Here is a 12,467-nt window from a genome sequence, read left to right as displayed (position 1 = left end):
GCCCGTGCACCAGAAAGTCGCGAGGCAGGCCGGGGGCGGGTTCCCGGCCGATTCCCGACAGAAGAACGGCCCCGTTCAGGGGCCGTCGTGAGAACGAGATGTGATAGGCGCCTTACGTTGGCTGGCGACGCTGGGCCATCGCCGTGAGGGCTGCGATCACCCTGGGTGCGGCTGCGGCGGTGACGAAGCGGATCGAACTCACCTTGAACTTGCGGTCGAGCCACACGCCAAGGCTCTTGTCGGCCGCCTCCGCCCCCGCGAAGTCCTGCCACAGCTTCCGGATCAGCTGGACCTGGCCGGCCGAGGCCATGCCGGTGCGGTTGCCGAACGCCTTCCGCGCGGCGTCGCTCTGGAAACCGCAGCGCTCGAACTCCTTCATGACGGCGGTGAAGCCGGCGGCATCGAGCTGGCGGCTGCTCTCGACGCCGCCGACTCGGCGCAACAGGGCACGGTAGTCATCCTCGGCCATGGCGACGCGATCCTTGGCGACATGGATCAAGGCGATCTGCTCACGCGACAGCGGCATGAGGGGCCTCCGTCCCGAGCTGGTCCTGTTCCCTGCACATGTGCCGAAGGTCGGCCGAGCCGGACTGTCGTCCCCTCGACGTCGCCCGAACTGCCTCTTGCCCCTCGCGGACGCCTCGCTCGTATTCGGCGCCGGCGAACCGCATCCCTTCCATCCGGCCCTTGCGGAAGGGTTCTTCGATGCGATCCCTGACGACCGGCTCCAGCCCCTCCAGCATGCAGGTGAGGCCGTTCAAAAGGTGTTCGAGACCCTGGGCCGCTCTCCCATCGACACCGTCGGACATGGCCTGCGGCAGGTATGACAGCGTCCGCGCCACACGGGCCGCGGTTTCCAACGCCTCCGTTGGGTCGGAGAACCGCGATCCGTTGATCATGAAGGGAGCGTCGGTCATGCCTCGCCTCCAAGCATCCGCAGACCGTCCTTGAGGTGCTTGACCCGAATCGCCCCGGCCGAGCCCGCCAACTTCGCCGCCATCTCGATCAGACTGTCGACCAGGCGAAGCGCGCCAACCGTCCGGGATTGCGTCACGAGAAAGGAGCGGGCCGCCGGGTCGTGCACCTCCCGTTGGGTGCAGATGCTGTCCACATCGGCGGCGTCCGGATGCTCCAGGACAATGCGGATGCCGAGGCGGGACGTGATTTGACCGAAGCCGCGCCGTTCGTTGTTGAACCGGGTCCGGAAGTACGCGTTGCCGCAAAGGAGAACGCCGGCTCGGGTCTCGTCATGGATGCAGCGCAGCGCCTCCAGCGCCTCGTCCGACAGGTGCTGCGCCTCGTCCAGGATGACGAGCCGGCCATGTCGCCTGCCCAGCCCTCGCTCCAGGATCTCGTAAGTCTCCCGCGCCCGGCCGCCGGGATAGCAGCCGATCTCCTGCGCGATATGGCTTAAGGCGGCGTGCAGCGTTCGCAGCGTGGGGTTGATGGTCACGAAGTGGACCCCCATCGTGCTTTGGGTGAAGTGGCGCAGAGCCGTCGTCTTGCCGATGCCGGGCTCGCCGACGACCAGCCCCATCCGCTGATTGACGAGGCAATAGCGGGCCGCGTTGATGATCGTCGTCGCGGTCGGGGTTTCGCAAAATCCGTCTGGGGATCCCTGGTTGAACAACGGGATAACGTCTGTCACCTTTCCTGCCTCCATCCCTTCCGTTGGAGAAGTGCCGGCCCTGCCGGCTGCGTGGGGGTCAGCGGCTGCCACCGCCGGCCCCCAACGAGTTTCTGAAGTGTCTCGGCGATCTCGTTCCGATAGGCGCGCTCGGCCTCGGCTTCGCGGTTCCGCCGCGCGGCTGGCGTCTCGGCGAGTGCCTTGCCGGCCTTGGTCTGGTTGTGATCGAACCGGATCACGCCGGAACGTTCCGGCACCAACGCCGAGGCCGCGCGCGCAGCCTCGTCCCGTAGAAGCGCCACGCCGTCGATCGGGACGATGTTGCGGCGCAGCTCGGCGACGCGAGCCTGCGCCACCTTCCTGCGTCGGCCGGCCTCGACCGCGCCGGAACGATCGTCATGGGCATAGGGCCTGTCCGGCGCGGCCGCGCAGAGGAAGGTTCCGCGCGCATCCCACACCGCGATCCTGCCGGCGCCAGGCCATTTGGGGATGCCGATCTCGACCCGGCTGCCGGCCGGCAGGCGAGCCAGGGCATCATCGTAGTAGGAGCGGCCGTTGAAGGAGATGGCGCCCTTGGCGACCACCCGGATCTCCTTGCGGCAGAAGGCTGCCAGGAGATCGGCCTCGGCAATGTCGGTGCGGCCCCATCCGTCCTCGACATGCGCAGCGAAGACCTGGTCCGGCGACCGGCCGGCCAGCCGCCCCCGCTGTTCGGTCGCGTTGTATGCGGCCACGGCATCCCGGATCGTCTCCGCCAGCGCAGCCGGGCTGCCGGGGAACGGTGCCGGCGGCTTGCCGACATGTGCCGTCTTCTTCCGCATCCGGTCGCCACCGACCCAGCCTGAGACCATCGACAGGAAGCGTTGTTCAAGGTTGGCGAAGGCTCCTTCCAGGACGCCCTTCGCCGCTGCGTTGTAAGGTTGAGCGCGCGTCACCTGCGAGCCACCTGCGTCGGCGGTCTGGCCGGAGAAGTCAATGCGCATGCCCGTCAGCTTGAGGGCGTCCTCGACGAAGCCGGTCCAATCGTACTCGCTGCCGTTGTCGAGATAGAGCCCGGAGGGCATGCCCCAGAGGTTATCGCCTGCCATCTCGATGAAGGATTGGATGACGTGCTCCTGGCGCACCCCTTCGCCCTTCTCCAGGAACACGGGGAGCACCCGGAGGCGGTGGTTGGCGACGTCCAGCCACGCGATCAGCTTGGTGGTGGCCGTGCTGCCGTCCGCGCGGGTGTAGTAGATGTCGGCAGGGTGGACGTCGCCGATCACCTGTTGCATCGGCCGCATATGATCGACGGCGCGGCTTATGCGGGGGCGCTGGTGGTCGTCGAAGGCCTTCCTGTCGCGGCCGTGAACCCCGACCACGCGGTAGTGCCGCTCCCGTTCGACGAACTCCCTCGGGACCTGGCAAGCCCCGGGAGTTGCTGCCGGATGGTCGGCGCCAAGCGCGGCGGCGGTCAGATCGTGCAGCCGGTCGGATGCGAGCTTGGCGATTCGTCGCCAGCCAGCGAAGGTCGCAGGGCCGGCCCACAGCGAGCGGACGTGACGACGTACGGCCGCGACAATCTGCGTCTGATCCTCCAAGCCGAGGCCGGCCGCGTCGATCGCCCGATCCCATTCGCGGGAGATTGCAGTGCGCGCCTTGCCACGATCTGTCCGGCCTTTGCGGCTCAACCCGCTGATGCCACGCGCCTCGTACCGGCGCAGCCACTCCCGGACGGTGTTCTCGCTGAACCGCCGCAGGCATCCGTCGCTGTCGACATGCTCAGCCTCGACGATCCCACGGATCGCCGCGCTTCGAGCTTTGGAGCCAACGGGATGCGCGAGTGCCCGACGGATGATGGGCAGGCGCCAAGACCAGGCTGAGTGAGCGAAATTGGCCGCGGTGCCTGCGGGGATCGGAGGATAATGTACCTCCGCGGCCTGGCCGGACATGGCGACCCAGCGTGCCTGTACATCCGACGGCAGATCACTGAGGGAGACCTCATACTTGTGGCCGGAGGTCCCGCCGCACCCTTCCACGACTCGGACGTTGATCGAGCATCCCCGCCACGGCTTACCTTCGTGGCCGCGTGCAAGAGCCTTGCGCGCCCTCCGATCCCCAATCCCGGCGAGCCTACCGAGTGTGGCGGCATCGATATAGATCGGTTCAGGATGCGTCATTGCTCGGGAGCTCGGTCGACAGATCCTGAGGGATCGAGATGCGCAGAGGGAGCGATAGACTCCGACAATCGGCAATCGGAGATAATCTTGACCTTTATCGAAAGCGATCTCGGGCCATTCCGCTGCCCCGTTAATATCTTCTCGACGTAGGAGCGCGACAAATTGTTGCTGCGACACCAGCTGGACAACGACAGGCCTCGTGCAACTAAGGCTGCCCGGATTGCTAGTTTCAGGCTATCGTCTCGTAGGGTGCTCATTCGCATCGGGCATGCTAGAGTGGGTCAAATTCGCCCCCATCTTATGCCCATGTGAGTACATGTCAACGATGAACAATGCCCAATCGAGCATCGGCGAAAGGCTCAGGCTCGCCATTAAGGCTGGACGCGAGACCTACGCGGAATTCTCCGAAAGGACAGGCATACCCTACCGGACCTTACAAAATTATCTGAGAAACGAAAGAGAGCCAAACGCTGCCTCTCTGGCAAAGATTCGAGAAGCCACCGAAGTTAATCTCAATTGGCTTTTAACAGGAGAGGGCGATGATTATTTTGGTGACGTGCTTGGAATGGAAGTTTTATTGCACAAACTTGTCACTATATTCGCAAATGATCTAGTAGAGTATCTTATGAATACGAAGGAGCTCATACTTACAGAAGAGGATCGTGATTTTTTTATCAGCTATATATGCCATTGCGGATGGTTCCAGATGGATTCCCGCATTTTCGCTTTTCGAGAGATCGAGAAGCGGGAGCCTTCTAAACGCGAGATAGAGCGTGAATTGTTTGACGCTTATCGAGAGTATCAAAAGCAAAGTGTTCTTCGTGCGAAGGCTATGGACGAGCGACGCAGGCGAGGAGCGGCGCTCCGCGAGGAACAGGAGAGACCTACTTCTGATTGACGGCTTCCGGAGGGGCCGCAATCGGGCCGCAATCGGAGGCTCTCCCAGGCAGGACGGATGGTAACTAATTGATTTTCAATGAGACGCCTTAAGCAACAGGGGCCGCAATCCACCCTCGATTGCGGCCCGTTGCATTCCTTTGAAATCAGGCACTTTCCGGCCGCTTTTGCTCAGAATAGATACGGCCGACATCCTCAGGATAATTTCCGCTCGTCCACCGCACGCCGCTTCGCCGGCCACGGACGAGGCCGACATCGCGATGCTGTCCGAGCTGGCCGGGCTTGCCATGGAGCTGGCCCGCGGCTTCCAGGCCCAGGGCGTCGCCGCCCTCGCGGCGTCCGATCTCGACCGTGCCGGGAAGGCCGAGACCCGCTTCAGCAGCCTGTTCCTCGGCATCCGCCGCGCCGTCGCGCTGAAGGCCAGGCTGCGCCAGCAGCGCGAGGAGAGGCGGCACAAGGCCGAAGCCCGACGGGACCGGCTGCAGGACCGGAAGGACGACCGGCGCCACGCCGTCGCCCAGGGCGTCTCCCACGCCATCGCCGTCGTCAGCCCCGACGCCATGGAGCGGCTCACCGCCGATCTGTGGATCCGGCTGACCGAGAACGAGCGCATCGACGCCGATCTCGGCCTGCCGGGCGACACGATCTACAACTTCAACACCACCACCGGCGAGGTCTTCGCTCCCGGCGGCAAGCTCTTCCGCAAGCTGCCCATGGACGAGGCGCCCTCGGCCCTCGCCGATACCGGGCCGCCCTCCGCCACCGCGCCGCCGGATCCAGCGCCCGATCGGCCCCTGCCGGCCGGCCGGCGCCAGTGGACCGACGACGACTGGGCCGAACACCGCCGCCGCGAGAAGGAGCGCGACGCCAAGTGGCGCGGCCTGCAGATGCTCGCCCATATCCACCGGCATGGCTGACGCCTGGGCTGCCCGGGCCGGAAGCCGGATCGTCCGGTCTCCGGATGGCGTCGCCATGCCTGCAACGACGATGCGGGGCTCCGGAATCCAGGAAAGCTTTCCGGGAACGAAGGAAGACATCGTGGTTTATCCGGTGACAGGCCGGTAAGGGAGATCCGCATGTGCACCCGACACCATCGCCACTCGATCTTCTGCATCCTGCCGCCCTATCTGCTGCGCGAGATTCTCGCCAATGGCAGCAGGGCGCAGAAGGCGGCCGCCAGCCGGGCGCTCGGCATCGACACGACGTTCCGCACCATGCGCGTCCGGCTGGAGGTGGCGCAGTCGGTGGCGGCGCGCCGCAGCCGCAAGCTGGCCCTGCCGCCGTCGCGCCAGCGCAGCATCTACACCGCCGGCAACGGCGAGACCCTGCCGGGAACGCTGGTGCGCGCCGAAGGGCAGGACCCGTCGGGCGACGTCGCGGTCGACGAGGCCTATGACGGCCTCGGCCACACCTTCGACTTCTTCTTCGAGGCGTATCGCCGCAACTCGATCGACGACGACGGCATGGCGCTCGACGCCACGGTCCATTACGGCGAGGACTACAACAACGCCTTCTGGAACGGCCAGCGCATGGTGTTCGGCGATGGCGACGGCGACCTGTTCAACCGCTTCACCGCCTCGCTCGACGTCATCGGCCACGAGCTCGGCCACGGCGTCACCGAGGACGAGGCCGGCCTCGTCTACATGCAGCAGCCGGGAGCGCTGAACGAATCCCTGTCCGATGTCTGGGGATCGCTGGTCAAGCAGTGGGTGCTGAAGCAGACCGCCGGGGAGGCCGACTGGATCATCGGCGAGGGGTTGTTCACCGCCAAGGTGCAGGGCGTCGGCCTGCGGTCGATGAAGGCGCCGGGCACCGCCTATGACGACCCGGTGCTGGGGAAGGACCGCCAGCCCGGCCACATGGACGACTATGTCGACACGATGCAGGACAATGGCGGCGTCCACATCAATTCCGGCATCCCGAACCGGGCCTTCTACCTCGCTGCGACCGCCATCGGCGGCAACGCCTGGGAGCGGGCGGGGCGCATCTGGTACGATACGGTCCGCGACGCCCGGGTGACCGAGACCACGAAATTCGCCGAATTCGCCGCCGTGACGGTGGATGTGGCGGGGCGGCTGCCCGGCGTGAAGAAGGCCGAGGTCAAGGCGGTGGCCGACGCCTGGAAGCAGGTCGGCATCCCGACCGGCTGACGCCCGGGGGCAGGAGCGGACGATGCGGATCACCTTCGCGATGTCGAGCACGGGCCTGTTCTATGCGCCGGGGCTGGCCGAGCCGGTGGTGCTGGACCTGGCGGCGCTGCCGCCGGCGGAGGCCGCCCGGATCGAGGCGCTGGTCCGCGACGCGCATGTCCTCGACCGGCCCGCGGCGCCGGAAGGCCTGTCGCGGCCGATGCCGGACGCCCGGCAATTCACGGTGACGGTCGATGATGGCGGCCGCAGCCGCACGCTCGAGCTGGCCGAGCCGATCGCCGACCCGGCGCTGAAGGACCTGGTCCGCTGCCTGCAGGATCAGGTCAGGGCGCTGCGGGCGAGACGGCGGTCATAGTCGGCGCTTCGGATCGGTCCCCTGTAGCCCTCGAGGTCCGGCGGCAACATATATTCTCAATTAAGCCACAATTATGCATTAAATGTCCTTTTTGGAGCATGGAGTCGACGCTTATTCCTTAGAGACCGTTTGGAAATGCACTGGTGAGAGTCGGCTGGCGGTGGTTTCGAGAACCGGCGCGCAGCCGATGTTTGGGTCCGTGAGCACCGGAAGCGCAGAAACCGCCGTCAGACGGCCGCACCCGTAGCATTTCCAAACGGTCTCTTAACTGTTCAAGGAGATGCAGCGATGTCCATCATCCCGGGAACCGCGGGCGACGATAATCTCTACGGCACGGCGTCCAGCGATCAGATCACCGGTGCCGGAGGGGACGATACGATCAATGACGGTGACTACGGCGTCAGCTCCGTAGACACCATCGATGGCGGAACCGGCGACGACTATGTCACCACCTATGCCGGCGCCGACACCATCAATGGCGGCGCCGGGCAGGATGTCCTGCAGTTCTACTATGCGAACAGCTCGACAGTGTTCACCGTCACGACCAACACGACGCCGGGGGCGACCACGACCGCGTCCAACGGCGTGCAATTCACCAATTTCGAGAGGCTGTACTTCTCCCTCGGCTCCGGCGACGACGTCGTGACCGCGGGGGACGGCGACGATTCCTTCTCCGGCAATGGCGGGAACGACACGTTCAACGGCGGCAGCGGTCGCGACAACGGAAATGGCGGCCTGGGCAACGATGTGTTCCATGGCGGCAGCGGCGGCGACTACCTCAACGGCGACGACGGGAACGATTCGCTCTACGGCGACAGCGGCAACGATTCCCTCTATGGCGGCGCCGGCACCGACACCATCTCCGGCGGCGACGGCTATGACTACATCGAGGGCGGTGCCGGCGCCGATGTGCTCAATGGCGGTGCCGGCAGCGATACCCTGAACTATTACGCCTCCGCCGCCGCGGTGACGGTGAATCTGGCGTCGGGGGCCGCGAGCGGCGGCACCGCGCAGGGCGACACCTTCTCGAATTTCGAGAACGTCGCCGGCAGCCAGCACGACGACTCGCTCACCGGAAATGCCGGCAGCAACAGCCTCAGCGGCAACGACGGCAACGACACGCTCACCGGCGGCGGAGACTACGATAGTCTCTACGGCGGCTCCGGCAGCGACAGCCTGTCCGGGGACGCCGCAAACGACTACCTCTCCGGCGACGACGGCGACGATCTGCTGCGCGGCGGGGCCGGCGCGGACAGCCTCTACGGCGGCAACGGCACCGACACCGCCAGCTACTACACGAGCTCGGCCGGGGTTGTGGTCAATCTGGTGACGGGCGCGGGCAGCGCCGGCGACGCCGCGGGCGATTTTCTGAACTCGATCGAGAACCTCTCCGGCGGCCAGGGCAATGACAGCCTGGTCGGGAACACCGGGGCCAACACGCTGCTGGGCTGGAACGGCAACGACGTGCTCACCGGCGCGGGCGGCAAGGACATGCTGACAGGAGGCGCCGGCGCCGACCGCTTCGTCTATGGCAGCACGGCGCAGAGCCCGGTCGGCGCCGGAGCCGACCGGATCACCGATTTCAGCCACGCGCAGGCGGACAAGATCGACCTGCTCGGGATCGATGCCAATACGACAATCGCCGGCGACCAGGCCTTCAGCTTCATCGGCACGGCGCCCTATGCCGGCATCGCCGGCCAGTTGCGCTACGTCGTGGTCGGCGGCGTCACCACCATCGGCGGCGACGTCAACGGCGACGGCGCTTCCGACTTCCACATCCAGCTCACCGGCTCGATCGCCCTCGTCGCCGCCGATTTCGTGCTCTGACCGCGGCGCCGGCGATTACCCCGCCTGCGGCACCGGCGCGGCGGCCGGGCGGCCCTTCGGACCGCGGATGCCGGTCAGGTCGGCCCAGCGGTAGCGGTCCATCGCCAGCCCCTCCAGGTCGATCTCGGCGCGGCGGCCGGAGACGATGTCCGACATCACCCGGCCGGAGCCGCAGGCCATGGTCCAGCCCAGCGTGCCGTGGCCGGTGTTGAGGAACAGGTTGCCGTAGGGCGTGCGGCCGACCACCGGCGTGCCGTCCGGCGTCATCGGCCGCATGCCGGTCCAGAAGCTGGCGCGGCCGACGTCGCCGCCCTGCGGGAACAGGTCGGTGACCGAATGCTCCAGCGTCCGCCGCCGGGCGTCCCACAGCCGGCTGCTGTACCCCGCCAGCTCGGCGGTGCCGCCGACGCGGATGCGGTCGCCCAACCGGGTGATCGCGACCTTGTAGGTCTCGTCCATCACGGTCGAGACCGGGGCGCCCGCGGCCTCGGTGACCGGCACGGTGATCGAGTAGCCCTTGACCGGATAGACCGGGATCTCGATGCCCAGCGGCTTGAGGAGGAGCGGCGACCAGCTGCCCAGCGCCAGGACATAGCCGTCGGCGCGCAGGGTCTCGCCTCCCTCCAGCGCCACGCCGCCGATCCGGTTGCCGTCGGTCGTGAGGCCGGCGATTCGGGCACCCCAGCGGAAGGTGACGCCCAGGCCTGAGGCCAGCTTCGCCAGGCTGTTGGTGAACTTGAAGCAGTCGCCGGTCTCGTCGCCCGGCAGGCGCAGGCCGCCGGCCAGCTTGTCCCTCACCGCGGCCAAGGCGGGCTCGGCCGCGGCGCAGCCGGCCGGGTCCAGCACCTCGTAGGGCACCCCGGCCTCCTGCAGCACGGCGATGTCCTTGGCCGCGGCATCGACCTGCTTCTGGGTGCGGAACAGCTGCAGCGTGCCCTGGGCCCGGTCGTCATAGGCGATGCCGGTGTCGGCGCGCAGCTGGCGCAGGCAGTCGCGGCTGTACTCGGCCAGGCGGACCATTCGCTCCTTGTTCACGGCGTAGCGGCCGGCGGTGCAGTTGCGCAGCATCTGCGCCAGCCACAGCCACTGCCGGGTGTCCAGCCGCGGGCGCAGCACGAAGGGGCTGTGCTCCATCAGCATCCACTTGATCGCCTTCAGCGGCACGCCGGGGGCGGCCCAGGGCGCCGAATAGCCCGGCGAGACCTGGCCGGCATTGGCGAAGCTGGTCTCGTTCGCCGGCCCGTCCTGCCGGTCGACCACCGTCACCTCATGGCCGGCGCGGGCGAGGTACCAGGCGGTGGTCACGCCGATGACGCCGGCGCCGAGGACGATGACCTTCACGACGGAACTCCTTCGAGAACCAGGGTGGGCGATGGGGCAGGGGATGGCTGGCCGTCGCGGTACTCGCGGCGGAAGCGGCGGCCGAGCCGGGTCAGGATCTCGTAGCCGATGGTGCCGGCATCGGCGGCGACGGCGTCGACGCTGCGATGCGGCCCGATCAGCTCGACCATGGCGCCGGGGCGCAGCGCGCCTTCCGGCAGGGACGAGACGTCGAGGCCGAGCGAGTCCATCGACACGGCGCCGACGACCGGCAGGGCGGTATGGCCGAGATGGGCTGTGCCGACGGTGCCGCGCGGAAAACCGTCGGCATAGCCGACCGCCACGGTGGCGATGCGGGCCGGCCCCTCGGCGCGCCAGGTCAGGCCGTACCCGACGCCGTCCCCGGCCTCGATGGTGCGGATCTGGACCACCCGGGCCTGCAGCCATACCACCGGGCGCAGCGGGTTCGCCGCGCCGGCGACCGGGGCCAGCCCGTACAGCGCGGCGCCGGGCCGGGCCATGTCGTAGTGGAAATCGGCGCCGAGGAAGATGCCGGAAGAGTTGGCCAGGGACGCCGGCGCCTGCGGCAGGCGGCGGCGGGCGACGTCGAAGCGCAGGCGCTGGGTGCCGTTGGCCGGATGATCCTGCCGCTCGGCGCAGGCCAGGTGGCTCATCACCAGGCGGAGGTCGATGCCGTCGAGGCGCCGCGGCTCGTTGGCGATCCGGTCCAGCTCGGCCGGCGACAGCCCCATGCGCGACATGCCGGTGTCGAGCTGCAGCGCGGCCGGCAGCGTCCGCCCGAGACGGCGCGCCAAGCCGGTCCAGCCTTCGACCTGCTCCAGGCTGTTCAGCACCGGGGTCAGGCGGTGGGCCAGGGCGATGTCCTCGCAGCCCGGCATCGGCCCGTGCAGCACGAACACCTCCGCCGCCTCCGGCACATGCGGCCGAAGGGCGATGCCTTCCTCGAGATGGGCGACGAAGAAGTGGCGGCAGCCCTCCGCGGCCAGGACCGGGGCGACGCGGTCGGCGCCCAGCCCGTAGGCGTCGGCCTTGAGCACGGCGGCGCAGGCGGTGCTGCCGAGACGGCGGCGCAGCGCACGATAATTCTCGCGGATCGCGGCCAGATCGACGATCAGCGTGGCGCCGGAGGCGTCGGGGAGGGAAGTGGTCATCGGGGCCGAACCGCAGGAGATCCAACGGCCTCAGGATACGGCCGCAGGCCCTCGGCGATCCTTGATTTCCGTTGATCCTTCTGCGGCCGGATGGTCTGGTGTTCGCAGCAAATTCACCGGTTTTCGCAGAATCCACACATGCTCGACCCGATCGACCGCAAGATCATCCAGCACCTGCGCGCCGACGGGCGCATCAGCAACGCCGACCTGGCCGAGGCGGTCGGGCTGTCGCCCTCGGCATGCCTGCGCCGGCGCCAGCTGCTGGAGCATGCCGGCATCATCCGCGGCTACACCGCACTGATCGACGAGCCCGACGTCGCCAACCCGACCATCGCCATCGTCCAGATCACGCTGGAGCGGCAGACCGAGGAGTATCTGGCCCGCTTCGAGGCGGCGGTGCGGAAATGCCCGGAGGTCGACCAGTGCTACCTGATGACCGGCATGTCGGATTATCTGCTGCGCGTCGTCGCCCGCGACACCGCCGATTACGAGCGCATCCACAAGGAGCAGCTGTCGCGCATGCCCGGCGTGTCGCGCATCCAGTCGGCCTTCACCCTGCGCAGCGTGATCCGGGGCAATTCCGGCACCTAGAGGAAAGCTTGCCATGACCCGTGACCGCCTGTTCCTGCTGCGTCCCGGCTTCACCGACCCGGCCTATCCCGGCCAGGTCTTCTACTGCTGGCATTGCGCCCTGATGGAGGGCGTGCTGGCGTCGTTCCCGGACCTGGCGGCGCGGCTGGATGTCGAGCGCATCGCCTGGCCGCGGCCGCGCCAGGCCGTGGTGGCGTTGGTCGGGGAGGGGAACCAGTCCCTGCCGCTGCTGGTGCTGGGCGAGGGCGGGCCGGACGATCCGGAGGCCGAGAGCCATGGCGGCATCCGCTTCATCGCCGGCAAGGACCGCATCCTCGCCGCCCTGTCACGGCGCCACGGCTTCCCCGATCCGCACCCCTGATCGGGCGG

General features: G+C 67.6%; 14 protein-coding genes. 7 read left to right on the top strand and 7 right to left on the bottom strand.

Features of this window, described 5'->3' with window-relative positions; all coding sequences use genetic code 11:
* Nucleotides 1-112: 112 nt before the first annotated feature.
* The 5 genes from ACFW16_RS10095 to ACFW16_RS10075 form a co-directional block, all read right to left on the bottom strand.
* Nucleotides 113-526, bottom strand: coding sequence for a regulatory protein GemA (locus ACFW16_RS10095; RefSeq protein WP_380304391.1), 414 nt, complete (start codon nt 524-526; stop codon nt 113-115).
* Complete coding sequence (locus ACFW16_RS10090; protein ID WP_380304389.1) at nt 510-917, bottom strand: hypothetical protein; 408 nt, start codon at nt 915-917, stop codon at nt 510-512. Before ACFW16_RS10090 ends, ACFW16_RS10095 begins: the two co-directional genes overlap by 17 nt.
* The gene (locus ACFW16_RS10085) at nt 914-1,648 is read right to left on the bottom strand and encodes an AAA family ATPase (protein ID WP_380304387.1); all 735 of its coding nucleotides are present in this window, start codon (nt 1,646-1,648) and stop codon (nt 914-916) included. Before ACFW16_RS10085 ends, ACFW16_RS10090 begins: the two co-directional genes overlap by 4 nt.
* Nucleotides 1,645-3,558: a Mu transposase C-terminal domain-containing protein gene (locus ACFW16_RS10080; protein ID WP_380304385.1), complete on the bottom strand. Its 1,914-nt coding sequence runs from the start codon at nt 3,556-3,558 to the stop codon at nt 1,645-1,647. Before ACFW16_RS10080 ends, ACFW16_RS10085 begins: the two co-directional genes overlap by 4 nt.
* 224 nt (nt 3,559-3,782) lie before the next feature.
* The gene (locus tag ACFW16_RS10075; RefSeq protein WP_380304384.1) at nt 3,783-4,043 is read right to left on the bottom strand and encodes a hypothetical protein; all 261 of its coding nucleotides are present in this window, start codon (nt 4,041-4,043) and stop codon (nt 3,783-3,785) included.
* A 59-nt stretch (nt 4,044-4,102) separates the two neighbouring features.
* Between ACFW16_RS10075 and ACFW16_RS10070 the strand changes: the two genes are divergently transcribed.
* The 5 genes from ACFW16_RS10070 to ACFW16_RS10050 all read left to right on the top strand — a co-directional run bounded on the left by ACFW16_RS10070 (nt 4,103) and on the right by ACFW16_RS10050 (nt 9,015).
* Nucleotides 4,103-4,684, top strand: a complete 582-nt coding sequence (locus ACFW16_RS10070) for a helix-turn-helix domain-containing protein (RefSeq protein WP_380304382.1) — start codon at nt 4,103-4,105, stop codon at nt 4,682-4,684.
* 259 nt (nt 4,685-4,943) lie between these two features.
* On the top strand, nt 4,944-5,600 hold the full coding sequence (locus ACFW16_RS10065; protein ID WP_380304380.1) for a hypothetical protein: 657 nt from the start codon (nt 4,944-4,946) through the stop codon (nt 5,598-5,600).
* A gap of 159 nt (nt 5,601-5,759) precedes the next feature.
* Nucleotides 5,760-6,833 (top strand): M4 family metallopeptidase, encoded by a 1,074-nt coding sequence (locus ACFW16_RS10060; protein WP_380304378.1) that lies wholly within the window; start codon nt 5,760-5,762, stop codon nt 6,831-6,833.
* A gap of 22 nt (nt 6,834-6,855) precedes the next feature.
* Entirely contained in the window at nt 6,856-7,188 is a 333-nt protein-coding gene (locus tag ACFW16_RS10055) for a protealysin inhibitor emfourin (protein ID WP_380304376.1), read from the top strand.
* A gap of 288 nt (nt 7,189-7,476) precedes the next feature.
* Entirely contained in the window at nt 7,477-9,015 is a 1,539-nt protein-coding gene (locus tag ACFW16_RS10050; protein WP_380304374.1) for a calcium-binding protein, read from the top strand.
* Nucleotides 9,016-9,030: 15 nt separating this feature from the next.
* On the opposite strand, the gene ACFW16_RS10045 is transcribed toward ACFW16_RS10050, so the two are convergent.
* Both ACFW16_RS10045 and alr read right to left on the bottom strand, forming a co-directional pair.
* Nucleotides 9,031-10,356 (bottom strand): D-amino acid dehydrogenase, encoded by a 1,326-nt coding sequence (locus ACFW16_RS10045; protein WP_380304373.1) that lies wholly within the window; start codon nt 10,354-10,356, stop codon nt 9,031-9,033.
* Nucleotides 10,353-11,507: an alanine racemase gene (gene alr / locus ACFW16_RS10040; protein ID WP_380304371.1), complete on the bottom strand. Its 1,155-nt coding sequence runs from the start codon at nt 11,505-11,507 to the stop codon at nt 10,353-10,355. Before alr ends, ACFW16_RS10045 begins: the two co-directional genes overlap by 4 nt.
* 138 nt (nt 11,508-11,645) lie before the next feature.
* Between alr and ACFW16_RS10035 the strand changes: the two genes are divergently transcribed.
* Together ACFW16_RS10035 and ACFW16_RS10030 are read left to right on the top strand one after the other, a co-directional pair.
* Nucleotides 11,646-12,098 carry an Lrp/AsnC family transcriptional regulator gene (locus ACFW16_RS10035; RefSeq protein ID WP_380304369.1) on the top strand — a complete coding sequence of 151 codons (453 nt, stop codon included), beginning with the start codon at nt 11,646-11,648 and terminating at the stop codon, nt 12,096-12,098.
* A gap of 13 nt (nt 12,099-12,111) precedes the next feature.
* Nucleotides 12,112-12,459, top strand: coding sequence for a DUF3088 domain-containing protein (locus tag ACFW16_RS10030; protein ID WP_380304367.1), 348 nt, complete (start codon nt 12,112-12,114; stop codon nt 12,457-12,459).
* Nucleotides 12,460-12,467 lie beyond the last annotated feature (8 nt).

The sequence above is a fragment of the Inquilinus sp. NPDC058860 genome, assembly GCF_042743185.1.
In the GTDB taxonomy this organism is placed as follows: Bacteria; Pseudomonadota; Alphaproteobacteria; order DSM-16000; family Inquilinaceae; genus Inquilinus.
Note: the sequence above shows the minus strand (reverse complement) of the source record. Positions and strands in the feature narration are given on the sequence as shown.